1 protein-coding gene is annotated in these 247 nt (G+C 60.3%); it reads right to left on the bottom strand.

Going from position 1 to position 247, the window contains the following annotated elements; translation table 11 throughout:
• On the bottom strand, window positions 1–205 hold a 205-nt coding region (locus tag KVS69_RS20145; RefSeq protein ID WP_217540025.1), incomplete at its 3' end, for a hypothetical protein.
• Window positions 206–247 lie beyond the last annotated feature (42 nt).

The following is a 247-nucleotide window of genomic DNA, read 5'->3' on the forward strand; positions in this document are numbered from 1 at the left end:
GGTTGTCGCCGATCTGCTGGAAGGCGGCGGTCGTATAACGCACCGGCTGCGGCAGCAGGATGCAGCAATAGGCAAGCAGCAGGATGAAGGCAGTGTTGTAAGGCGTCATCGGCAGCCAGGGCATGTTCCAGGCGAGAATGAGACCTACGGCCACGACGATGCCCGGCAGCGCGTTGGGCAGTATGGTCATGATATCGATCGTCATGCGGCCGGGGATCTTTGTCTTCACCACCGTATAGGCCGCCAT

Source organism: Stenotrophomonas sp. GbtcB23 (assembly GCF_019091045.1).
Taxonomy (GTDB): domain Bacteria; phylum Pseudomonadota; class Gammaproteobacteria; order Xanthomonadales; family Xanthomonadaceae; genus Stenotrophomonas; species Stenotrophomonas rhizophila_A.